The 21,752-nt window shown below is 63.7% G+C and carries 20 protein-coding genes and 2 pseudogenes; 14 read left to right on the top strand and 8 right to left on the bottom strand.

The genetic code is table 11. The annotated features are described in order from the left end of the window. Positions 1-144 precede the first annotated feature (144 nt). Together betB and betI are read right to left on the bottom strand one after the other, a co-directional pair. Complete coding sequence (betB, locus tag G6N78_RS00895) at positions 145-1,608, bottom strand: betaine-aldehyde dehydrogenase (RefSeq protein ID WP_165214650.1); 1,464 nt, start codon at positions 1,606-1,608, stop codon at positions 145-147. Further along, complete coding sequence (gene betI / locus G6N78_RS00890; protein WP_165214647.1) at positions 1,605-2,216, bottom strand: transcriptional regulator BetI; 612 nt, start codon at positions 2,214-2,216, stop codon at positions 1,605-1,607. Before betI ends, betB begins: the two co-directional genes overlap by 4 nt. A gap of 157 nt (positions 2,217-2,373) precedes the next feature. Here betI and G6N78_RS00885 point away from each other — a divergent pair, with 157 nt between their 5' ends. The 5 genes and pseudogenes from G6N78_RS00885 to G6N78_RS00865 all read left to right on the top strand — a co-directional run bounded on the left by G6N78_RS00885 (position 2,374) and on the right by G6N78_RS00865 (position 6,598). Beyond that, positions 2,374-2,928, top strand: a complete 555-nt coding sequence (locus G6N78_RS00885; RefSeq protein ID WP_165214644.1) for an HdeD family acid-resistance protein — start codon at positions 2,374-2,376, stop codon at positions 2,926-2,928. A 108-nt stretch (positions 2,929-3,036) separates the two neighbouring features. Further along, positions 3,037-4,842, top strand: a complete 1,806-nt coding sequence (locus G6N78_RS00880; protein WP_165214641.1) for a bifunctional diguanylate cyclase/phosphodiesterase — start codon at positions 3,037-3,039, stop codon at positions 4,840-4,842. Positions 4,843-4,925: 83 nt separating this feature from the next. After that, positions 4,926-5,942, top strand: coding sequence for an NAD(P)H-quinone oxidoreductase (locus G6N78_RS00875; RefSeq protein ID WP_165214638.1), 1,017 nt, complete (start codon positions 4,926-4,928; stop codon positions 5,940-5,942). Positions 5,943-5,986: 44 nt separating this feature from the next. Then, positions 5,987-6,303: pseudogene (locus G6N78_RS00870) on the top strand (type II toxin-antitoxin system RelE/ParE family toxin). Positions 6,304-6,316: 13 nt separating this feature from the next. Beyond that, positions 6,317-6,598, top strand: a complete 282-nt coding sequence (locus G6N78_RS00865) for a helix-turn-helix domain-containing protein (protein WP_165214635.1) — start codon at positions 6,317-6,319, stop codon at positions 6,596-6,598. Positions 6,599-6,903: 305 nt separating this feature from the next. Here the strand turns inward: G6N78_RS00865 and G6N78_RS00860 are convergent, their stop codons facing one another. Beyond that, complete coding sequence (locus G6N78_RS00860; RefSeq protein ID WP_165214632.1) at positions 6,904-7,641, bottom strand: DUF3750 domain-containing protein; 738 nt, start codon at positions 7,639-7,641, stop codon at positions 6,904-6,906. Positions 7,642-7,738: 97 nt separating this feature from the next. On the opposite strand from G6N78_RS00860, the gene G6N78_RS00855 reads away from it, so the two are divergent. After that, entirely contained in the window at positions 7,739-8,746 is a 1,008-nt protein-coding gene (locus G6N78_RS00855) for an asparaginase (protein ID WP_165214629.1), read from the top strand. Positions 8,747-8,844: 98 nt separating this feature from the next. Here the strand turns inward: G6N78_RS00855 and G6N78_RS00850 are convergent, their stop codons facing one another. Next, on the bottom strand, positions 8,845-9,264 hold the full coding sequence (locus G6N78_RS00850) for a hypothetical protein (RefSeq protein WP_234905843.1): 420 nt from the start codon (positions 9,262-9,264) through the stop codon (positions 8,845-8,847). 163 nt (positions 9,265-9,427) lie between these two features. On the opposite strand from G6N78_RS00850, the gene G6N78_RS00845 reads away from it, so the two are divergent. Beyond that, positions 9,428-10,051, top strand: coding sequence for a glutathione S-transferase family protein (locus G6N78_RS00845; RefSeq protein WP_165214626.1), 624 nt, complete (start codon positions 9,428-9,430; stop codon positions 10,049-10,051). A 33-nt stretch (positions 10,052-10,084) separates the two neighbouring features. Here the strand turns inward: G6N78_RS00845 and G6N78_RS00840 are convergent, their stop codons facing one another. Next, positions 10,085-10,297 (bottom strand): hypothetical protein, encoded by a 213-nt coding sequence (locus G6N78_RS00840; RefSeq protein WP_165214623.1) that lies wholly within the window; start codon positions 10,295-10,297, stop codon positions 10,085-10,087. 100 nt (positions 10,298-10,397) lie between these two features. Between G6N78_RS00840 and G6N78_RS00835 the strand changes: the two genes are divergently transcribed. Together G6N78_RS00835 and G6N78_RS00830 are read left to right on the top strand one after the other, a co-directional pair. Then, positions 10,398-11,333, top strand: coding sequence for a LysR substrate-binding domain-containing protein (locus G6N78_RS00835; RefSeq protein WP_165214620.1), 936 nt, complete (start codon positions 10,398-10,400; stop codon positions 11,331-11,333). Positions 11,334-11,499: 166 nt separating this feature from the next. Continuing rightward, positions 11,500-12,147: a DUF2087 domain-containing protein gene (locus G6N78_RS00830; RefSeq protein ID WP_165214617.1), complete on the top strand. Its 648-nt coding sequence runs from the start codon at positions 11,500-11,502 to the stop codon at positions 12,145-12,147. Here G6N78_RS00830 and G6N78_RS00825 read toward each other — a convergent pair. Further along, the gene (locus G6N78_RS00825; RefSeq protein WP_165214614.1) at positions 12,095-12,760 is read right to left on the bottom strand and encodes a glutathione S-transferase family protein; all 666 of its coding nucleotides are present in this window, start codon (positions 12,758-12,760) and stop codon (positions 12,095-12,097) included. The genes G6N78_RS00830 and G6N78_RS00825 overlap by 53 nt on opposite strands. 129 nt (positions 12,761-12,889) lie before the next feature. Beyond that, on the bottom strand, positions 12,890-14,272 hold the full coding sequence (locus G6N78_RS00820; protein ID WP_165214611.1) for a TIGR03808 family TAT-translocated repetitive protein: 1,383 nt from the start codon (positions 14,270-14,272) through the stop codon (positions 12,890-12,892). A 249-nt stretch (positions 14,273-14,521) separates the two neighbouring features. Between G6N78_RS00820 and G6N78_RS00815 the strand changes: the two genes are divergently transcribed. Next, complete coding sequence (locus G6N78_RS00815) at positions 14,522-16,048, top strand: diguanylate cyclase domain-containing protein (RefSeq protein ID WP_165214608.1); 1,527 nt, start codon at positions 14,522-14,524, stop codon at positions 16,046-16,048. A 15-nt stretch (positions 16,049-16,063) separates the two neighbouring features. On the opposite strand, the gene G6N78_RS00810 is transcribed toward G6N78_RS00815, so the two are convergent. Next, a complete protein-coding gene (locus tag G6N78_RS00810; RefSeq protein WP_165214591.1) occupies positions 16,064-16,579 on the bottom strand; it encodes a MarR family winged helix-turn-helix transcriptional regulator in 516 nt (171 codons plus the stop codon). A 114-nt stretch (positions 16,580-16,693) separates the two neighbouring features. Here G6N78_RS00810 and G6N78_RS00805 point away from each other — a divergent pair, with 114 nt between their 5' ends. The 4 genes and pseudogenes from G6N78_RS00805 to G6N78_RS26015 all read left to right on the top strand — a co-directional run. Beyond that, positions 16,694-18,217 carry an MDR family MFS transporter gene (locus G6N78_RS00805; RefSeq protein ID WP_165214588.1) on the top strand — a complete coding sequence of 508 codons (1,524 nt, stop codon included), beginning with the start codon at positions 16,694-16,696 and terminating at the stop codon, positions 18,215-18,217. 93 nt (positions 18,218-18,310) lie between these two features. After that, positions 18,311-19,321: a ligase-associated DNA damage response exonuclease gene (locus tag G6N78_RS00800; protein WP_165214585.1), complete on the top strand. Its 1,011-nt coding sequence runs from the start codon at positions 18,311-18,313 to the stop codon at positions 19,319-19,321. A 478-nt stretch (positions 19,322-19,799) separates the two neighbouring features. After that, the gene (locus G6N78_RS00795; RefSeq protein WP_165214582.1) at positions 19,800-21,443 is read left to right on the top strand and encodes a cisplatin damage response ATP-dependent DNA ligase; all 1,644 of its coding nucleotides are present in this window, start codon (positions 19,800-19,802) and stop codon (positions 21,441-21,443) included. Positions 21,444-21,605: 162 nt separating this feature from the next. Beyond that, positions 21,606-21,749: pseudogene (locus G6N78_RS26015) on the top strand (PIN family protein); the annotation flags it as partial. Positions 21,750-21,752 lie beyond the last annotated feature (3 nt).

Genomic DNA, 21,752 nt, shown 5'->3' with positions numbered 1-21,752 from the left:
CCCTCTTCTCCCCAGCGGGGAGAAGGTGCCCGAAGGGCGGATGAGGGGGGTACAGGCAAACCCGCCATGCCACTCCGATTGCAGCCGGCAGGCCAGAGGGGGGCGAGCTTGCGCGACGGCCAAGGTCATTTCACCAAGCCCACTTCAATACGGCGCCTCGCATCGGCCCATGCCGACATAGACCGTCTTCAGCTCGGAATAATGCTCCAGCGCCGCGGCTGAATTTTCCCGCCCGAAACCGGATTGTTTCGAGCCGCCGAAGGGAATTTCGACCGGGCAGAGATTGTAGGTGTTAATCCACAACGTGCCAGCCTCCAGCCGGTCCACCACGCGGTGGGCGCGGGAGATGTCGGCGGTGAAGACACCGGCGGCGAGGCCGAATTCGGTGGCATTGGCGCGGGCAACGACCTCGTCCTCATCGTCGAAATCCAGCACGCACATCACCGGTCCGAAGATTTCCTCGCGGGCGATCACCATGTCGTCGGTCACATCGGCAAACACGGTCGGCTGCACGTAAAAGCCCTCGCCGGACACGCTGTTCGGAATGCCGCCGCCGGTGATCAGCCGCGCGCCTTCCGCCTTGCCCTTTTCGATATAGGCGAGCACCTTGTCGCGCTGGGCGTGCGAGACGAGCGGGCCCATCTGGGTCGCCTCCTCCTGCGGATCGCCGAGCACGATCGCCTCCGTGCGCGCCTTCAGGCGGTCGAGGAAACGCTCCTTCAGCGCCCGGTGCACGAAGACGCGGGTGCCGTTCGAGCAGACCTGGCCGGTCGAATAGAAATTGCCGAGCATGGCGCCGGAAATCGCGCTGTCGAGATCCGCATCGTCGAACACGAGGATCGGCGACTTGCCGCCAAGCTCCATCGTCACATGTTTAAGCTGTCCGGCAGCGGCCCCCGCCACCTTGCGGCCGGTCGGGACCGAACCGGTCAGCGAGACCTTGGCCACGTCGGGATGCGAGACGAGCAGCGGCCCGCTGTCCCGGTCGCCCTGGATCACGTTGAACACGCCCTTCGGCAGGCCGGCCTCGATCAGGATTTCGGCAATCTTCAGCGCACCGAGCGGTGTCACTTCCGACGGCTTGAACACCATGGCATTGCCGGCGGCAAGCGCCGGCGCCGCCTTCCAGCAGGCAATCTGCTGAGGATAGTTCCAGGCGCCGATGCCGACCACGACACCCAAGGGCACGCGCTTGGTATAGGCGAAATCGGCGCCCAGCGGGATATGGCTGCCGTTCAGTGCAGACGCGATGATGCCGCCGAAGAATTCCAGGCTGTCGGCGCCGGAGGTGGGGTCGGCAACGATCGTCTCCTGGATCGGCTTGCCGGTATCGAGCGTCTCCAGTTCCGAGAGTTCGCGGTTGCGCTCGCGCATGATCTCGGCGGCCTTTTTCAGCACGCGCCCGCGCTGCGTCGGGCTCCACGAGGCCCATTCGGCCTGCGCGCGCTTGGCCGCGGCAATTGCCTTTTCGATGATCGCCGGCGTGGCCGCATGCAGCGTGGCGATCACTTCGCCGGTGGCCGGATAGATGCTCTCGATGACGGTGCCGGTGGTGTCCTCGATATAGGCGCCGTCGATGAAATGCGAGGCTGGGGGCTGGGCTTTCATGTTCTGTCTCCCGACGGAAAAGGGGTTTGAGCGGCAGCAAGCCGCCCCGTCACATAATCCTCGACCAGTGTGACAGAGGCATCGACGGAAAGCGGCGCCGCACCCAGGGATTGGCGGATGTAGAGCCCGTCGATCATCGCCGCGGTCCCTTGCGCGATCTCCGTTGCGGAGAGGGGAGGGGCGAGGGCTTTCAGGGCATGCACGAGGTTGGAGTGCAGGCGGCGGGCATAGATGATGAGCAGCCTGCGGGTCTCTTCCGACCGTTGCGCCTCGACATAGAAGGCAAGCCAGGCCGCGACCGTTTCCGGCGCAAACTGGTCGGCCTGGAAGGACACGCGGATGAGGGCGGAAATCCGTTCACGTGCTGTGTGAGCACCTTGAAGAGCCGTGACAGCATCGCCGCGCAACCGATTCAAAAGACTCCGGATCGTGGCCAGCAGAAGCTGTTGTTTGCTGCCGAAATAGTGGTGCGCGAGCGCCGGCGAGACCCCCGCTTCGCGCGCGATGTCGGACATGGTCACATCGAGCGATCCATGGGTTCCGATCGTCTTCAAGGTCGCGTCCACCAGTGCCTTGCGGCGCAGCGGCTCCATTCCAAGCTTGGGCATGTCGCACTCCGGATTGACAGCCAGTATATTTTTGATTGACTGATCAATCAATAAAAAATCAACGAGGAAGCCGATACCCGTGCGGCCGGTTGATCCGCATCAATCCTGTTCCATCTCTTTCCCTTAGGCTTGTTCCTGTCGTCCGAAGGAGGTGGTCATGACGGACCTGTTCGCGAAACCCGATCCGCATCAGTTGCACGGCAAGTGGGGCTGGTTCCTGGCCCTCGGCATCCTGTCGCTCATCGGCGGCACCTTGGCGCTCGCCAACCTGTTGCTTGCCACCGTGGCCTCGGTCTTTTATCTCGGCGCACTGATGCTGGTGGCCGGTATCCTGCATCTCGTGCACGCCTTCCAGGTCAAGGAATGGCGGGACTGGCTCTCTTGGGGGCTGAGCGGCGCGCTCTACACGCTGGCCGGTTTCCTGGCCTTCACCAATCCGGCGTTGACGGCGGCGGTGTTCACGCTGTTCCTGGGCGTGGTGCTGATCGCTGCCGGCCTCGTGCGCATGTGGGCTGGCAACCGGATGCGGCCGCTGAAGGGCGCCGGCTGGATCATGGCGGGCGGTGCCATCACCGCGCTTGCCGGTCTGGTGATCCTTCTCGGCTGGCCGGTGAACAGCGTCTGGGTGCTGGGCCTCTTCCTGGCCATCGATCTGATCTTCCAAGGCTGGGCGCTGATCGCCGTGGCGCTCGCGGCAAAACGCGCCGGCTAATTGAGCGGTGTCGGTTTCATCAAACCTTCACATTCGGGCAACGATTCCTTGAGGATTGGCATGTGAGCTTCACTCGCAATTGTATTGCGTATCAAGGTGGGGACCCGCATGTCAGGCGCATTGCCGCTCGAAACCGGAGTGCTGAGGCGTTACGCCAATGATCAGCTGTTACCGCTGTCAAAACTGGTGCTGGAAGCTGCCTTCCAGCCCATTGTGGAAGTCGCCACCGGCAAGGTCTTCGGCTACGAGACGCTGATGCGCGGCTATGAACGGCTGGGCTTCGAGACGCCGCTCGACCTGCTGGACACCGCCGCCGAAGCCGGCCAGCTTCTTGGTCTCGAGCAGATGACGGCGGCCCGCGCGCTCGCCAAGTTCGCGACCCTGCCGGATTTCGCCCACAACACGCTGTTCATCAATCTCGATAACCGCCTCATCCAGCATGGCGACTATGTGCTGGAAAAGCTGGTGCAGCACCTGCAGAAGGCGAAGATCCCGCCGTCTTCGGTCTGCTTCGAACTGTCGGAGCGCTTCGACAATACCCGCGATCCGGCCTTTGCCGAGCTGATCGCCAAGATGCGCAAGGCGGGCTTCAAGCTGGCGATCGACGATTTCGGTGTCGGCCATGGCGAGATGAAACTGCTCTGCGATTTCCCGGTCGATTACCTGAAGATCGATCGTCACTTCATCGCCGGGCTGGAGGAAAGCCCGCGCAAGCGCCACCTGGTGCGCAACATCGTCAACATCGCCCATGTGCTGGGCATCCGGGTGATTGCCGAGGGCGTCGAGACCGAACCGGAATTTTTGACCTGCCGCGAGTTCGGCGTCGATATGGTGCAGGGCTGGTTCATCGCAAGGCCCACCACCTTCGTCAGCGAATTGCAGGCCGGGTTTCCGCATCTTGCCGATCTTGGCCGCAGCCGCCGCTCCAGCCAGTCGCTCGATGAAATCCTCATCCGCAAGCAGATCGAAATGCTGCCGACCGTCTTCGAGCACGAAAGCGTCGATCACGTCTTCGAGCTCTTCCGCAGCAATCCGCGCCAGTCCTTCTTCCCGGTGCTGAACGCCAATGGCGAACCGCGCGGCATCATCAGCGAATACCACCTGAAGGAATATATCTACCGTCCCTTCGGACGCGACCTTTTAAAGAACAAGATCTACGAGCGCTCCATCTCGCATTTCGTCGAAGGGGCGCCGATCGTTGGCCTCGATGCCAATGCCGAGCGGCTGATGAACATCTTTGCCAATATGGATGGCAGCGACTGCGTGATCCTGACGGAAAACATGCGCTATGCCGGCGTCGTGTCAGCCGCCTCGCTGATCAAGGTCATCAACGAGAAGCAGTTGAAGGTGGCGCAGGACCAGAACCCGCTGACCGGCCTGCCGGGCAACCGCGCCATCCGCGATTTCATGCAGGAGGCGGGTCGCGACGACGACCAGACGCGCTTCTTCTGCTATTGCGATTTCGACCATTTCAAGCCGTTCAATGATCATTATGGCTTCCAGATGGGCGATCACGCGATCACCCTGTTCTCCGCCCTGATGCGCCGGTATTTCTTCTCGGAAGGCGATTTCCTTGGCCATGTCGGCGGCGATGATTTCTTCATCGGCCTGACCGACTGGTCGCGCGATGAATTGTCGGAAATCCTGGAGCGGCTGCTGTCGGATTTCCACGATGATGCGGTGGAGCTGTATTCCGCCGAAGACCGGGCCGCCGGTCGCATCCGCGGCCATGACCGCAGCGGCACGGAGCGGGATTTCCCGCTGCTGCGCTGCTCGATCGGCGTGCTGGAACTGCCGGAGGGCCTGCTGCTCGATGATGTCGGCGGCATCAGCGCCGCAATTGCCGCGGTCAAGGCGGAGGCCAAGGACAGCGAGGGCGGGCTGGTGTTCAGCATCTTTGGCGAAGGCCGGTAGGCGAGGGGCGCGGCAGCGCGCCGCCTTTTCAATTGGTGCTGTGTGTCCTACATCGGGTCTCCAAACAGGAGGACGTTTTGCCGATGACCCTTCCCGCCACCATGCGCCCAACCACGATGCGCCATGTCGATTTGCCGAGTTTCGGTGCCCCAGACGTGATGACCTTCGCCAGCGGTCCCGTGCCGCAGCCGAAGGCCGGTGAGATCCTCGTGCGCGTTCAGGCCGCCGGCGTCAACCGCCCGGATGTCGCTCAGCGACAGGGAATCTACCCGCCGCCGAAGGATGCCAGCCCGATCCTTGGCCTGGAAGTGGCCGGAGAAGTCGTGGCGCTCGGCGAAGGTGTCAGCGAATTTGCCCTCGGCGACCTCGTCTGCGGCCTCGCCAATGGCGGCGGCTATGCAGAATACTGCGTGCTGCCGGCCGGGCAGACGCTCAGCGTCCCGAAGGGGTATGACGTGGTGAAGGCAGCCGCGTTGCCGGAGACCTTCTTCACGGTCTGGGCCAATCTCTTCCAGATGGCCGGACTGACCGAAGGCGAAAGCGTCCTGATCCACGGCGGCACGTCCGGCATCGGCACGACCGCGATCCAGCTCGCCAAGGCATTTGGCGCGACGGTCTTTACGACGGCGGGTTCGGCAGACAAATGCGCCGCCTGCGAAACGCTCGGCGCCGCCCGCGCCATCAACTACAAGACCGAGGACTTTGCCGCGGTCGTCAAGGAAGCGACCGGCGGCAAGGGCGTCGATGTGGTGCTCGACATGATCGGTGCCGCCTATTTCGAAAAGAACCTCTCGGTACTCGCCAAGGATGGCTGCCTGTCGATCATCGCCTTCCTCGGCGGCAATATTGCGGAGAACGTCGATCTGCGCCCCATCATGGTCAAGCGCCTGACGGTCACCGGCTCCACCATGCGTCCGCGCACGGCGGAAGAAAAACGCGCCATCCGCGACGAACTGCAGGATCAGGTCTGGCCGCTTCTCGAAAGCGGCAAGCTCGCGCCGGTCATCCACACCGTCCTGCCCTTCGACCAGGTGGTGGAAGCCCACCGGCTGATGGAAAGTAGCAGCCACATCGGCAAGATCGTCATGACGCTGGGGTGAGGGGACGATCTTGCGAGCTTATATCAATTCCGGTATAAGTTTGCATGGGCAGGAAGCGGATCGAGTTCCTTGGTGATGCGCTTGAGCGCCTGCGGGCCTTTCCCGAGGCGGTGCGCAAGGAGTGCGGCGTTCAACTGCACAAAATCCAGCTCGGCCTCGAACCCAGTGACTGGAAACCGATGACGTTGGTCGGGCCTGGTGTCCGTGAAATTCGCATCCGGGACAACACAGGCGCGTTTCGGGTTCTTATGTCGCCAACATGGCGGACGGTGTTTTTGTCCTGCATGCCTTTCAGAAGAAAGGTCAGCACACCGCGTCACATGATCTTGAGTTGGCGCGTGCCCGACTGCAGAAGATTTGACAGGAGAGAGTGCATGGAACGCCAGTCCTTTTCGAATGTCTGGGACGCCCTGGAAGATACGCCGGCCGAAGCGGCGCAGATGTCGATGAAATCCAGCCTGATGATCGCCATCGAGCAGAAGGTCCGCTCCTGGGGTGGCACACAGGCCGAGGCGGCAGCACGGCTTGGCGTCACGCAGCCACGCCTCAACGATCTGCTGCGTGGTCGCATCGGCAATTTCAGCCTTGATGCTCTGATCACGCTTGCCGGGCAGGCGGGTCTCGTCGTGCGCCTCGATATCGCCGATGCTGCGTGAGATCCGGTAACGTCACTTCGAACTTCGTCATATAACGTTCCTTGCACTTTGCCGTTTCCGCTCCTAACTTGAGTGCATGTTCAACGAAACGAAAGGAGGTGATCCGATGTCGAGTGAGATTGCGGTTTGCAACGCGGACATGGGAAAGGTTTTGGTTTTGACGGGGCAGCCCTCGGCCTGACCACACCTCCCGAAGGGGCCTGTTGAAGGTCCCGGTTCGCATTCCGAACCGAAACTCATGGAAAGGGTCGCGCAAGCGGCCCTTTTTCTGATTCAAGGCTTTTCTGCATCCCTTCCACTTGCCTTCAAACCCCGATGCGGCCGACCGCCGGGATCTTGATGCCCGGTCGGGCGATGTCGAGGCCGGCGACGAGGCCGAGAAAATGCACCTCAAACCCGCTGCGCCAGCCGGCGGAGAGGCCGATCAGCCCGCGGATGGTCAGGTGGACGTCACGCCAGTCCTCGTCCACATTCACGAATTCGCCGTCCGGCAGGTAGTCGCGGCCCACCGCATGCGGCGGCAGAACGGCGCCGAGCGATGGCACCTCGCGCAGCACGAAGGCGACGAAGGTGTTCGAATTCGGCCCCGGCCAGATCGTATAGCCGCCGGGCTCGGCGTAAGGATAGGCGGCAATCGCCGCCTCCACCTCGGGGATCAGCCGCTCCGCCTCCGCTCCCGTCACCGACGTGACCAGTTCCGGCGCATTGGAATACCAGTAGGCATCCGCCGGGCGATGGTTGCGGCGGATGGGAGAGCCCCAGCCCACCTTGTCGTAGCGTAGATAGGTTTTCGCCCCCTTGGCCTTCGTCACGATCCAGGCATGACTGGCGACCGCACCCTTCAGCCCGCCGGTCTTGGCGGAGAAGATATAGATCGCCGCCTCGTCGCTCTCCTCCGGTTTCGGCAGGAGGCCGGCCGAGCCCCAGTTCGCCTCGCTCCAGCGCTGCGGGCGGTCTTTGAGCGCCCACCAGCCGGCCGAGGCGAAGGTGGGCACGAGGTAGATGACGAAAATCGCCATCAGCAGCTTCTTGAGGAATCGCATCGGCTGTGGGGTCCACCTCGGTCGTTGGCAAAATCGGTTTGGCTTTGCAGCACTTCAGGCTATCAACGCAGGAAAGCAGCATCATCAGGGCATCCCAATGCAAAATCCCGTTACCGTCGAAGTCACCCGCGGCACGCGTGTCGAAAGCCGCCATCGCGGCGCAGCCGTCGTGGTGGATGGTTCAGGCGCCGTGCTTGTCTCCGCGGGCGATGTCGAAGCCGGGGTTTTCCCCCGCTCGGCCTGCAAGGCCATGCAGGCGCTGCCGTTGATCGAAAGCGGGGCCGCCGATGCCTTCGGCCTGACGAACAAGGAACTGGCACTCGCCTGCGCCTCGCATTCGGGCGAGGACGTGCATGTGAAAACCGCAGCCGGCATGCTGACGAAGGCCGGATACGATCTTTCGGTGCTCGAATGCGGCGCGCACTGGTCGTCCGACCAGCAGACGCTGATCCATCAGGCCCGCACGCTCGACAAACCGACCGCGCTGCACAACAACTGTTCCGGCAAACATTCCGGCTTCATCTGCACCTGCGTGAGTTCGGGTTTCGATCCGAAGGGCTATGTCGGTTACGATCACCCGCTGCAGGCGGAAATCCGCGCCGTGATGCAGGACCTGACCGGCGCGGTGCTCGATCACGATATCTGCGGCACCGATGGCTGCTCGATCCCCACCTATGCCGTGCCCTTGAAGGGGCTGGCGCACGGCTTTGCCAAGATGCTGACCGGCGAGGGGATTTCTGCCGCGCGTGGAAAGGCGGCTCAGCGGCTGATGACGGCCTGCATGGCCGAACCCTTTTATGTCGCCGGCACCAAGCGCGCCTGCACGCGGCTGATGCAGGTCGCGCCCGGCGAGATCTTTGCCAAGACCGGTGCCGAAGGCGTCTTCATCGCGGCCCTGCCGCGCCAGGGTGTCGCGATCGCGGTCAAATGCGAGGACGGCACCACCCGCGCCGCCGAAGCGATGATCTTTGCGCTCATCGCCCGCTTCTTCGAGCCGGGCAGTCAGACCCGCGAGACCCTGATGGGCATGGCCAACCGCCCCATGTACAACTGGAACGGCATCCATGTCGGCGATATCCGGGTGACGGACGCGCTGTTCGGGTGAGGGGCATCGCACTCCGTCAGTTGGGGCGTGCCGTGGCCACTTGGGGTGTGCCGTGCGGCTTACCCGCAACGCATCCGACCCCGATAAGTCCGGTCTCCTCAAATCCCCCCGCCGATCCGCGCCGTGCCGGTCTGGCCGTTGTCGCGGATCCATTTCAGCGTCTTGTCGCCGGTGCGGTAGAGCTCGAAACACATGGGCGCGCCCTTGTACCAGGTGGTGAACTGCTGGCACAGCCGGTCGCCGCGGATCCACCATTTGCCCGTATCGTTCGGCTTGACGAAACGGCCAAGCCCCAGCGCCTCGCCATTGCCGTCCACCACGCCGGAGGTGCGGTAGTTCAGCGGAAACTCGCCACCCAGCGGCGCTGCCAGATAGATGCGTTTGCCGATGATATCGCTGCGGATGTCGGAGGCGGAAATGCGCTCCTGGTTTGCCGAGGCCGGGCTCGCGCCAGATCCTGCCGCCACGGCAAGCCCGATCGTCGCTGCCGCCAGGGTACGAAAACGTCTCGTCCGCATACATCTGCTCCAGTGATGGTTGCGGCAATCTTTACGTCTGCTGCGTCGGAACGGATCAGCCACCCTCCGGTTTGCCTTGGGCCAGTGGTCGCGATCGGCAGCGGATGGGCTTGCCAGCCGTCTGCCGTGCTCTATCAATAGGCGACACCCACGGAGGAACCCCATGTACACGCTCTTTTTTTCGCCCGGCGCCTGCTCGCTCGCCTCCCACATCGCGCTGATCGATTCCGGCCTGCCGTATGAATTGCGCCGGTTGAAGTTTGCCGAGAACGAACAGCAGTCGGCCGATTTCCTGAAGGTCAATCCGAAGGGTCGCGTGCCGGCACTGGTGACGGACCGCGGCACGCTGACCGAAAGCATGGCAATCCTGCTGTTCATCGCCCAGATGGCGCCGGAGGAGAAGCTGGCGCCGCTCGATGATCCCTTCGCGCTCGCCAGGCTGCAGGGCTTCAACAGCTATCTCTCCTCCACCGTGCACGTGAACCACGCCCATGGCCGGCGTGCCACGCGCTGGGCCGACGAGCCGACGGCGGTCGAGGACATGAAGCGCAAGGTGCCGCAGACGATGCGCAGTTCCTACAGGCTGATCGAGGACGAGATGCTGATCGGCCCCTATGTCATGGGCGAGGACTATACGATCGCCGATCCCTATCTCTTCGTCATCTCAAGCTGGCTGAAGGACGATGGCGTGGATATCGCCGAATTCCCGCGGGTCAAGGCGCATTACGAGCGCATGAAGGCGCGCCCGTCGGTGCAGAAGGCGCTGGCCGACGAGGCCGCGTCCTAAGGCGAGGCGCTATCCAGCCACTGGAGATTTTCTTCAGGCGCAGAGGAAAAGCTGCGGCGTTGCTGTTGCCGCAGCACGCGGCTCTTCCGGCAGGGCAGGTGCCCCGGACGCGCCGATCGGCAGGTCGGCGAGCGCCCGGGCGCTCATCTGCCGAACATCTGGATGAAGCAGTGGATCGGGTGAGATTGACGGCTCCTGGGATCTCGCCCAGTCGAAAAATCGTCGGAACAGGCTGATGATGGCCATTCAGGCACCTCGCAAATAAAGGGTATTTGCGGCTTCTTCATCGCGGGTTTTCCGGTCATCTTCAATTGAGAAGATCAGGGACATGATGTAGAAAATCTATATGCAGAACCTGAACCGCGTTCACCTCAATGGCCTTCGGGCACTGGACAGTGTTGCCCGCCTCGGCTCGTTGCAGGCGGCGGCGCAGGAGCTTGGCGTCACGATCGGCGCTGTCAGCCAGCAGGTCATCAAGGCGGAGGCGCAACTCGGGCGGCCCGTCTTTGCCCGCACCTCGAAGGGGCTGGTGCCGGTGGAGGGTACGGCGGCACTGCTTGCACGCCTCGGGCAGGGGTTTCAGACCCTGTCGGAGGCGGTCGCGATGGCGCGCCCGCCGGATGATACGGTGCTGACCGTTTCCGTCGCGCCGGTCTTCGCCTCTCGCTTTCTCCTGCCGCGGATCGACCGTTTCACCGCCCGCCATCCGGAGCTTCGCCTCAGGCTGGATGCCACCTCGCGGCTTGTCGATTTTGCCCGCGACGATGTGGATGTCGGCATTCGGATCGGCCGCGGGGTCTGGCCGGGCGTGGAGGCCGATCTCCTGTTGCCGCAGACCGTGTTTCCGGTCTGCGCGCCGGCGCTGGTGCGGGATCTGCGGGAGCCCGCGGACCTTCTGTCGCTGCCGATCCTGCTCGATGGTCAGGCCCTGTTCTCGTGGGACGTCTGGCTGGCGGAGGCCGGTCTTGCGGGCCACGATATCCGCCCGCGCCACGTCTTCAGCGAGGCCTCGCTGGCCCTGGAAGCGGCCATTGCCGGGCAGGGGGTGATGCTCGCCTGGCGGCTTCTGGCATTGTCGGCGCTCAGCCAGCATTGCCTCTTCATGCCCTTTGCCATCGAGGCATCCACGGGCATGGGGCATTATTGCGTGACGCGCGCCGGTGCGCGGCGCCCGGCGAAGGTTTTGATGTTTGTGGACTGGCTCCGGCAGGAAATGGACGCGGCCATGGCCGAATGGGCGGCGCTTCGGACATCGCTTGACGAACCGGTGCTGCGGCGGTAACCATCGATCTCAGGGTCCGCAGTTCACCCAGGCGTCACCGCCCGATCCTGGCATCGGGAGCTAAACCTGCCATCTTATCCCGCACACACGACTGGTTTTCCTTCGTGCCGGGTCGGAAGACGGTGACCACCGACAGCATTTTCGGCACGATATCGAGGACGAACCGATGTCGAAAGACGTGCATACACTGACCATTGCCGATATTTCCGCGCTGGCGAAAAACCTGCGTCGCGAACTCGACGCGCGCGACACGCGACCGAGCCATGTGGAGCTTCTGAACATCATCGCGCGCGGCGCCGGCTTCCGCAACTACCAGCATCTGAAGGCCTCGCAGAGTGCCGCCGCCCGGCTGGAGACGCCTCCCGCCCCGGCTACGCCGGAACCTGTCGATCACAAGAAGATCGAGCAGGTGTTGCGCTGTTTCGATGCGAACGGCGTCATGGCCCGCTGGCCGAAAAAGACCTCGCAGCAGAAACTGGCGCTCTGGTGGTGCTGGGCGCAGATCCCGGCGCGCCAGGACCTGCCCGAACGGGAGGTCAACGAGATCCTCAAGCGCTGGAACGGCTTTGGGGATCACGTGCTGATCCGCCGCGAACTCATCGATTGGGGGATGGTCTCCCGCTCGGCCGATTGCCGGATCTACCGGCGCATCGAAACGCGCCCGCCGGCGGAAGCGGCACACCTCATCCGCCATCTCTCAGAGCGCGTCCGGGCGGGCGTGCCGCCGAGACCATCGAACCGGCCAGGGCTTGAACCGGTGCTCAGACCGGCCCGCTCGCTGGCTCCGCCAGCCGCTTCTCCCACATCGCCTTGAAGGCGGGGCGGGCCTGCACCCGCTCCAGCCACGCCTTCAGCGCCGGGCGCTCGTCAATGAGCGGTGCATGCGGTTGGGCATAGCGGACGATCTCGGCGGTGTTGATGTCGGCCACCGTAAAACGATTGCCGATCATGAAGTCCTGGCCGGCAAGGTAATGTTCCAGCACGTCGAAGGGACGCTTCAGGCTGCGGGCGGCAGCCTCGATCGTCTCCTTCGCCTCCTCCGTCGGCTCGCCCGCCGACGCATAGGAGATCTTGAGCGCATTGGCCTCGATTTCCGTCACGGCAAACAGCGCCCACTGCATCATCGCCGCGTCCTCAATGAGATCCTGCGGACCGAGAGTGCCACCATATTTCCTGGCGAGGTAGAGGTTGATGGCGAGCGATTCGTGCAGGATCACACCGTCGTCATCCATCGAGGGAATGGCACCCATCGGATTGATGGCGAGAAAGGCGGGTGACAGCGTGTTGATCGGCGCATCGGGCGCCAGCGGGTCGTCAAGCCGCTTCGCCTGCAGCACGGGCACATGGGTGAAGGGCAGGTCCAGTTCCCCGGCAAGCCAGAGGTTGCGGGTCGCGCGCGAGCGATAGGCGCCGTAGATCGTCAGCATGTCAGGTCGTCTCCCAGAAAACAGCTGGAGAGACCCTAGTCATCCCCCGAGAGCGGGAAAAGGTGGTGGCACCGCGGCCCACCATGAAATTTTCTGATGTGATCTCGTGCCCGGGCTTAAGGCCTGGAATCAGGAGCGCCGGTTGCCGGAAATCGTCAGGTGCAGGTAGCGGCTGGAGCCCTCGACCAGATCGGAGGTTGCCGCATCGTGCCAGCGGTAGCCGATGATTGCGCCCTTCGGCGTCTCGTCGAACAGGTTGTTGGCAATCAGCGCCTGGCCGGCATCCTCCACCACGGAGACCGCCATGCCGGTTGCCGCGCGCCGCACGATATTGCCGTTGATCGAAAGATTGCGCAGATACGGCCCCCAGCCGGCCAGCAGGCCGAACCGCGCGACGTTTTCGATCACGTTGCCGGTCACGGCCGCATCGGCCTCCGCGCTGATGCCGAAACCGAAGCCGACAGTGTCGTGCACGTAAGGGCCCTTGTCGGAAATGTTGCGCACGATGTTGTTGGCGATCGTCGCGAGCCGCCCGCCAGTGTCGAAATTGACGACCGAAATGCCGTTTGCCGCGCCATCCACCAGGTTGCCGGTCACCAGCGCACCTTCGAAACCGAATTCCGAATAGATGGCCGTCTCGCCGGAGTTAAGGCACTGGTTGCTGGCGATCATCACATTGGAAGCGGCATTGGCGCGGATCGCAGAAAAGGCCGCGCCGCGGATGTGGTTGTTGGTCACCATCACATCGTCGGCCCGGAAAATGTTGATGGCATTGCCGAAAGGGCCGGTGCCGCCATTGCGGGCGCCGATATCGCTCAGCCGGTTGCCGATCACCTGCGTGCCGTCGGCGCCCTTCGTGAAGCGGTGGATGAGGATGCCGCCATTGCCGCAGGCGCTCACCCGGTTGTTGCTGACCGAGGACGCCCGGCCGTCCACGGCATAGAGCGCATAATCCGCGGCCCCGGAGATCCGGTTGTTTTCGATGCGGGCGCTTGAGCGTTCCAGATGCAGCGCCGTCTTGGAGGCGCCGATGATGTCGCAGTTTTCGATGATGAGTTCGGAGACGGCGCGGGCGGAAAACAGACCGGCGGTCTGGTCGGAAAGCCAGGCATTGCCGCCATCGATGACGAGATTGCTGATCTCGGCCCGCCGCAGGCCTTCGGCCCTGAGCATGGAACCGTCGCCTGTGTAGAGCAGGCGGGAGGCTCCCGGCACGCCGGTCAGGCGCACATTGTCCGGCAGGTCGAGGCTGGAGATCGGATAGGTGCCGGGCGGCAGGAAGACCGGTTTGTTGTCGGCGGCCGCCCGCACCAGGATCTCGCGGAACTTGCGGCTGCTCACATCGCGGGCGTCCGGCGTCACGCCATATTGGGCGGCCTGCAGCGAGCCGCGCAGCTCGCCCTCCGCCAGCGGTGCACGGGGTGCGGCGGCGACAGGGCGAATCGCTCCGGCCATCGCAAGGCCGGACAGCATCAAGAGGTGGCGTCTGGAAATGGCGCGATTGTTTGTCATCCGCCACAACCTGCACGAAACGTGCCAGTTTTGTGTGTCCTTTTGGAACGGCGGTGAGGTTGTATCTGCGAAAATAACGGCAACTGATCAGGAATCGATAAGCTTTTTTAAGGGGAGTCGGGCAATTGTACGGAGGTCTTACTTGAGTAGCGGGGGCTGGGGACTACTCTCCAGAGGCAAGGGACCAGACAGAACGTTTGGTGCCGACCCGGCTTTCAAGATGCCGGTCTTGCGATGAGGAGAGGCTCAATGAATGATGCCACCACCGGTCGATGGGTCGCTCAGCAGGATTCCGATCCTCTGGAGCTGCTGCGCCGGCGTCTCCTGAAGATCGCCACGGCCTCCGATATCGATGATGGCGACAGCGCGCTCGTCATCCAGTCGCTCGACGCCAAGTCGCTGATGGACCAGTTTCCGGAATGGCTGGCGATCAAGGACCGGCGTGGCCGCTTCATCTTCGCCAATGCCGCGGTGCTGTCGATTGCCGGCGCCGACCAGATTTCCGATATTTTCGGCCGGACTGTCTTCGACGTGATGAGCGACGAGGTGGCGGAGGAGCGATTCCTGCTGGAACAGCAGTTGATGTCGCTGGGGCAGGCCCAGGAGCAGGAGGAATTGGCGCGTTTCGCCGATGGTCGTGAAATCTGGCTGTTGACGACCCGCACCCCGCTGCGCAATGCGGATGGCCAGGTGGTCGGCCTCATCGTGATGTCGCGGGATATTACCGAGCGCAAGCGCCAGGAGGGATTGCGCCGCGAACAGGCCTCCGTGCTGGAAATGGTCGCCCGCGGCAAGCCGCTGACGGTGATCCTCGATGCGATTTGTCGGCTGGTGCAGTGGCAGCTGGATGATATCGCCGCCTCCTTCCTGCTGATGGATGAGGACGGGCATCACCTGCGCCACGGCGCAGCCCCCGACCTGCCTTCCGCCTATACCCGCATCGTCGATGGCATCGAGATCGGCCCGCGTGTCGGCTCCTGCGGCACCGCTGCCTGGCGGCGCAGCGCCGTCATCGTCCGCGATATCGAAACCGATCCGCTCTGGTCGAATTTCCGCGATATCGCCCTCGTCTTCGGGCTGCGCTCCTGCTGGTCGACGCCCATCCTCAGCACCGACCGGGAGGTGCTCGGCACCTTTGCGCTCTATTCCGGGAAAACGCGCGAGCCGACGCAGCGTGAACTCGAAATCACGGCCATGGCGACCGATCTCGCCGGCATCGCCATCGAACGGGCCCGCAGCGAAGAGCGCATCCGCCACATGGCGCATCACGACCCGCTGACCGGCCTGCCGAACCGGGCGTTGTTCTGGCCGCAGTTCAGCCGGGCGCTGCACGAGGCGCGGCGCGAGAACCGCTGCGTGACCGTCGCCTATATCGATCTCGACAATTTCAAGCAGGTCAACGACATGCTCGGTCATGCGGCGGGCGACGAGGTGCTGAAGACGCTGTCTGCCCGGATGACCGGTTCCATCCGCGCGACCGATCTCATCGTGCGGCTCGGCGGTGACGAATTCGCCATCGTCTTCAGCAATGCCAATCATGACGAGGCGGGCATTCTGCGCCGGCTGAGAGACTTGCGGGCAGGGCTGTGCGAGGTGATGGAGGTGGAGGGGACACGCGTGCAAGCCACCTGCAGCATGGGCGTCGCCTTTTTCCCGCGCGATGGCGCGACGCCGGAAGACCTGCTCGCCTGTGCCGACCGGGCCATGTATGAGGCCAAGGCGCATGGCCGCGATACGCTCGAAGTGGCGCGGAAGGGTGTGGCGCTGACGGTTTGACGGCGGGCGCCCTCGTTACCCGTCATCCTTTTCCGCAAAAAGATGCAGCCGTTCGATCCCGTCCATGAACCGGGAGAAGGACCGTGCAAAGGCCAGCCTTTCGGCCTCCGGCCAGTCGCCGGTTGCCTGCTCGACGATGCTGTGCTTGACCGCGCGGATTTCCTCCAGCAGTTCCTCGCCCTTGTTCGTCAGCCGGAGGATCGAGCGTCGGCCGTCGTTCTGGCAGGCCTGACGGCGCAGCAGATTGAGCGAGACGAGATCCGCAACAATACGGCTGCCGCGTGAGGGGTCGAGCCGGATCGCCTCTGCGATGGCGCCGACCGTTGCCTCGCCGCCTTCCGTTTCGATGCGCCGCACCACATGCAGGATATCGAGCTGCGACAGGTCGAGGCCGGGCGCCGCCCGGGCAATCGCCATCTTGCCGATCACGCGCCGGCCCATCATCACGCGCATGCGCGTCATGCTGTCGCCGATGCGAACGATCTCGTCTGGCGCCGCATCGTGCTGCGGCAGGCTTGTTTCGGCTCTCATGGGCCCTCCTAACGCGACTCCGGCACGTCATGCAAGTGTTTGCATAGCGCATTAAAGTGCGATTGACAATTATATGCTAAAAGCACATAAACCGGGAAACGCAGGATGCCTTCCATGGATATGTCTCCCCACCCGCAATTCCAGCCGCTCGTCACCGATCCCCGTTTGCGGCTGACCGTCTTTCTGTTCCTCCTGACCGCCATGTTCATGGCGACGCTGGACAACCAGATCGTCTCCACAGCACTGCCGACGATCGTCGGCGAGTTCGGGGCCTTCGAGCGCTTCGGCTGGGTGGGGTCCGCCTATCTGCTCGCCACCAGCGCCGTGATGCCCGTCTATGGCAAGCTTGGTGATCTGTTCGGCCGCAAATACGTGATGATTGCCGCCGTCACCATCTTCACCATCGGCTCGCTGCTCTGCGGCCTCGCCTGGTCGATGGACAGCCTGATTGCGGCGCGTGTGTTCCAGGGATTGGGCGGCGGCGGCATCATGGTGTCGATCTTCTCCGTCAATGCGGATCTGTTCGAACCGCGCGAGCGGGCGCGTTACCAGAGCTATTCCTCGCTCGTCATCATGGCGTCGGGCACTGTCGGCCCGACGATCGGCGGAACGCTGAGCGATCTGTTCGGCTGGCGTTCGATCTTCCTCGTCAACCTGCCCATCGGCCTCCTCGTGCTGGCGGGCCTCGTCGTCCTGCTGCCGAACCGGCGCCCGGCGCGCCAGCCGAAGATCGATTACATGGGCGCCGTGCTTCTGGCGCTCGCCAGCACCATGGTGGTGCTGCTGACCGATGGCACCTCCTTGTTTGGATCGCTCTTCTCCTGGCAGAGCGTCGTGGTGCTGGCGATCGGCATCGCCGCCGTCCTGAGCTGGATCGCGGTCGAGCGCCGGGCGCCCGAACCGATCATTCCGCTCAGGCTGTTCAAGGATTCGACCTTCTCGCTCTTCCTCATCGTGTCCTTGATGACCGGCGGCGTGGCGATCGGCATGGTCAATTATTTCGCGCTCTTCCTGCAGACGACGACCGGCCTGTCGCCGACCGAAGCTGGCCTGTTCTTCATCGCGGTCACCGGCGGCATCGTCATCGGTTCGCTGTCGGCCGGGCGGCTGATCTCGATCACCGGGCGCTATAAACCCTTCGTCGTGGCGGGCCTGGTGATGAACGTCGTGACGCTGCTGATCTTCTCGCAACTGCATGCCGGAAGCTCGCTCGTCGTCGTGGCACTCGTCATGCTGCTGCAGGGCCTCTCCGTCGGCCTTGGCCAGCAGGGACCGATCATCGGCGTGCAGAACGCCGTGCCGCGCACCGATGTCGGTTCGGCAACCGGTGCCGTGACATTGACCCGCATGGGCGGTGCGGCGATTGCCATCTCCATCTACGGTGCCGTCATCACCGCCTTCATGCACGGCGTCACGGTCTCCGGCATCGAGAATGTCGCGACCCTGACGCCGGACCAGCTGGCCAAGCTGCCGGATGCCGCGCGGCTTGCGGTGGCCGATGCCTATGCCAACGCCTTCGAGCCGATGTTCCTGACGGCAGCAGGCCTTGCCTCGATCGGCCTCATCGCCGCGCTGATGCTGAAGCCGATCCGCCTGCCGATGGCCAGCACCCCGAAGCCTGCCGCCCCGGAGGCCTGATCAAGCGACAGCCGGCAGGGGAGGTTGTGTCTCCGCCCGAACGGCAAGGCACCGGCTCTTTCAAAGCGGAAATTTCCGCCTATCTTCAGGGACATGAAACCTGAGGCGCTGCTTTATCCGACGCCCGCCGGGCTCTACTGCCCGGTCGGCGATTTTTATGTCGACCCCGTGCGCCCGGTCGCCCGCGCGCTTATCACCCATGGCCATTCCGACCATGCCCGCGCCGGCCACGGCCAGGTGCTCGCCACCCGCCAGACACTCGAGATCATGGCGCTGCGTTACGGCGCGGATTTTTCGCAATCCACCCAGAGTGCCGCCTGGGGTGACGTCATCAATGTCGGCGGCGCCTCCGTCTCCTTCCATCCGGCGGGCCACGTGCTGGGTTCGGCGCAGATCGCGCTCGAAAAATCCGGCACCCGCATCGTCGTCTCGGGTGACTACAAGCGCGGCATCGATCCCACCTGCGCCCCCTTCGAACCGGTCGCCTGCGATGTCTTCATCACCGAGGCGACCTTCGGCCTGCCGGCCTTCCACCACCCGGACCCGAAGGCCGAGACCCGCAAGCTGCTTGCCTCCATCGCCCAGTTTCCCGAACGCACTCATCTGGTCGGCGCCTATGCGCTCGGCAAGGCGCAGCGGGTGATCCGGCTGATCCGCGATTGCGGCTACGACAAGCCGATCTTCATCCACGGGGCGCTGACGAAACTCTGTGACTATTATGTCTCTGAAGGCATCGATCTCGGCGAACTGAGGCCCGCGACGCTCGAGAAGAAGGACCCCGGCGCCTTCCACGGCGCAATCGTCGTCGGCCCGCCGTCCGCCTTTCAGGACCGCTGGGCCCGGCGGTTCAACGAACCGCTGATCTCCTTCGCCTCCGGCTGGATGATGGTGCGCCAGCGCGCCAAACAGGGGGGCGTGGAACTGCCGCTCGTGATTTCCGATCACTGCGACTGGCCGGAACTCCTGGAGACGATCCGGGAGATTTCGCCATCGCAGGTCTGGGTCACCCATGGCCGCGAGGAGGCGCTGGTGCGCTGGTGCGAGCTTGCCGGCATCGCCGCCCGCCCGCTGCATCTGGTGGGCTACGAGGACGAGGGGGATTGAGGATGCTTTTGGTTCGTCACAACCCCTCATCCGGCCTGCCGGCCACCTTCTCCCCGCAGGCGGGGAGAAGGAGAGATGCCGCCCGCGCTCTGCCCCATCCATCCCTCCTTGCATGGACAAGATCGAGGGAAGGGGGGGCCGCATTCTCCTTCCCTCTCCCCGCCGGCGGGGAGAGTGTCAGGGTGAGGGGCTTTTCCGGCCCCGACCTTCGCGCGCGCCGTGCCGCTCACCCCCCTCTGTCCTGCCGGACATCTCCCCCACACGGGGGGAGATCGACTCGCGGCACCGTTCTGCCCCAAGCCGGACCTGCGATCGCTGGGTTCCACGCGGTGGAGCAAGGGACGGCGCGCCAGCGCGCCCAGCCGATCTCCCCCCATGTGGGGGAGATGCCCGGCAGGGCAGAGGGGGGTATTGCGGGGCAGGACGCTCAAGTCATCCCACCGCTCTCAGCCATGAACCACTCGATGGGGAGGCATCCATGAAAGCCTTCGCCACACTCCTCGACCGGCTGGTGCTCACCCCGTCCCGCAATGCCAAGCTGACGCTGCTTGCCGATTATTTCCGCACGACGCCCGATCCCGATCGCGGCTATGGACTGGCGGCGCTGGCGGGCACACTGGACCTGAAGGGCGTGAAGCCAGCACTTCTGAAGGAACTGGCGCTGGAAAGGCTCGATCCGGTGCTCTTTCAATATTCCTACGACTATGTGGGCGATCTCGCCGAAACCATCGCGCTGATCTGGGATGGCGGCGCCAAGGAACGCGTGCCGTCCGAAACCCAACCGCGGCTCTCCGAGGTCGTCACGCGCATGAACGCGCTTGGCCGCACTGAGGTGCGCTCTGCGGTGCGCGATCTGCTCGATCATCTGGATCATTCCAGCCGCTTCGCCTTCCTGAAACTTGCGACCGGCGGGCTTCGCATCGGCGTCTCGGCGAGGCTCGCCAAGCAGGCGCTGGCCGAGATGAGCGGCGAAAACGGCAAGGAGGTCACCGAGATCGAAACCCTGTGGCACGGCCTCACGCCACCCTACACTGCGCTGTTTGCCTGGCTGGAGGGCAGGGGGGAGAAGCCGGTTCTCGCCACGCCCGCCATCTTCCATTCGGTCATGCTCGCCAACCCGGTCGAGGACGGCGATCTCGAAAAACTCGATCCGCGCGACTACGCCGCCGAATGGAAATGGGACGGCATCCGCGTGCAGATTTCTTCCTTCGGCGAGACGCGAAAACTCTATTCCCGCTCCGGCGATGACATTTCCGCCGCCTTTCCGGATGTGATCGAGGCGATTAGCTTCGAAGGCGTGATCGATGGCGAACTTCTGGTCGGCGGCACGGCCCGCTCCAACAGCGCCACCCGCACCTTCTCCGACCTGCAGCAGCGGCTGAACCGCAAGACGGTCAACACAAAGCTGGTGGACGAATACCCGGCCTTCGTGCGCGCCTACGACCTGCTCTTCCAGCGCGACGAGGATATTCGCGCAAGAACCTATCTCGACCGCCGCGCGCGCCTGGCCGATCTGATCGAAACGGCGCCGCACGACCGGTTCGATCTCTCGCCGCTGGTCGCCTTCGAAAGATGGACAGAGCTTGATCAACTGCGCCTGTCACCGCCCGATCCGGTGATCGAGGGCGTGATGCTGAAGAAGACCGACAGTCCCTATCAGGCCGGCCGCCTGAAGGGCCCGTGGTTCAAGTGGAAGCGCGATCCCTTCAATGTCGATGCGGTGATGATGTATGCCCAGCGCGGCCACGGCAAGCGCTCCAGCTATTATTCCGATTTCACCTTCGGCGTGTGGACGGAGGGGCCGGACGGCGAAATGCTGGTGCCGGTCGGCAAGGCCTATTTCGGCTTCACCGATGCGGAACTGGAAGTCCTCGACAAGTTCGTCCGCGACAACACCGTGGAGCGGTTCGGCCCGGTCCGGGCCGTGCGCGCCGAACCCGGTTTCGGCTTCGTGCTGGAGGTCGCCTTCGAGGGCATCAACCGCTCCTCCCGCCACAAATCGGGCGTCTCCATGCGCTTCCCCCGCATCGCCCGCTTGCGCGCCGACAAGCTGCCGCGCGATGCCGACCGCCTCTCGACGCTGATTGCCATGGTCGAGGCGAAAGAGTATTATTACATGTGATATTGGTCTGGAGTTCGGCAGTGCGGATCGTTGCTGACACCAATGTTCTGGTGAGTGCAATCCGCTCTCCGCAGGGCGCGTCGGGATTTGTGTTGAAGAAAATGCTGGCGGGCCAGCTGTCATTTGGACTCTCTCCGGCGCTTCTTCTCCGAGTACGAAGATGTGCTTAAGCGTCCTGGCGTTCTGGGAACCCCACCCAAGATTTCGACCGCTCAGGTGGATGTGATTCTGGATGCTCTGTGTGTCCCGGCGCGGCGAGGGCAATCGTATTTTCGGTTTCGTCCCGTGTTGCGCGATCCGAAGGACGAC

Origin of the sequence: Allorhizobium pseudoryzae, from assembly GCF_011046245.1 — a bacterium.
In the GTDB taxonomy this organism is placed as follows: domain Bacteria; phylum Pseudomonadota; class Alphaproteobacteria; order Rhizobiales; family Rhizobiaceae; genus Neorhizobium; species Neorhizobium pseudoryzae.
Note: the sequence above shows the minus strand (reverse complement) of the source record. Positions and strands in the feature narration are given on the sequence as shown.